Origin of the sequence: Pseudoduganella sp. RAF19 (assembly GCF_052114165.1) — a bacterium.
GTDB lineage: Bacteria > Pseudomonadota > Gammaproteobacteria > Burkholderiales > Burkholderiaceae_D > Rugamonas.
The window spans coordinates 1-889 of the sequence record NZ_JBFREF010000034.1; the positions used below are offsets into that span (position 1 = coordinate 1).

An 889-nucleotide genomic window follows, 5' to 3' on the forward strand; every position below is an offset into this window, starting at 1 on the left:
TAGCTGTCCTTCACGCGCATCAGCGACGACAGCGGAATCATTTCGCCCTTGTCGTTGCGTACCTTCAGCTGTGCGATGTCTTCGGCGTGCGAACGGAACTGCTGGTCAGCCTGCACGCRCACCTGGTAGGTACGGCCAAACTGGTTGAAGTCGTTCACGTACAGCGAGCCGAGGTTGATCTGCAAGGTCTGGTAGATCGTGGCCAGCGGCACGCCCAGCTGCTTTGCTTTCACCTTGTCGATGTCGGCAAACAGTTGCGGCACATTGATCTGATAGCTGGAGAACACGCCGGCCAGCTTCGGATTCTGCCAGGCCTTCATCTGCACGGCCTGGATCGCCTTGTACAGCGCGTCGTAACCCAGATTGTCGCGGTCTTCGATCATCAGCTTGAAGCCACCGGTGGTGCCCAGGCCATTGACTGGCGGCGGCGGCAGCACCATCACGAAAGCGCCTTCGATGGAACCCATGCGCTGGTTGATTTCATCCGCTATCGCCTGTGCCGACTCGCTAGGTTTAGTACGTTCCTGGAACGGTTTCAGCAGCGTGAACGCGACGCCCGTGTTCGATGCATTAGTGAAGCCGTTGATAGAAAGGCCCGGGAAGGCCACGAAGTCCGCCACTCCAGTCGTGCCTTTTGCGATATCTGACATCTTTCGGACTACTGCTTCGGTACGGTCCAACGAAGACGCGTCAGGTAACTGGGCAATTCCGACTAGATATTGCTTGTCCTGCGCGGGTATGAAGCCCGGCGGCACCAGCTTGAACATGAAGCCTGCGGCCACGGCCAGCACGGCGTACACCACCAGCGAGCTGCCCTTGCGCTTCAACACGCCGGTCACACCCGTTTCGTAGCCATGCGAAGCACGGTTGAAGAAGCGGTTGAACCACT

Annotated in this window: 1 protein-coding gene; it reads right to left on the reverse strand. The window is 58.4% G+C overall.

Annotated elements, in window-relative coordinates:
- Window positions 1-889: efflux RND transporter permease subunit (locus AB4Z19_RS30470; RefSeq protein ID WP_442037145.1), on the reverse strand; the 889-nt coding region annotated here is incomplete at both ends.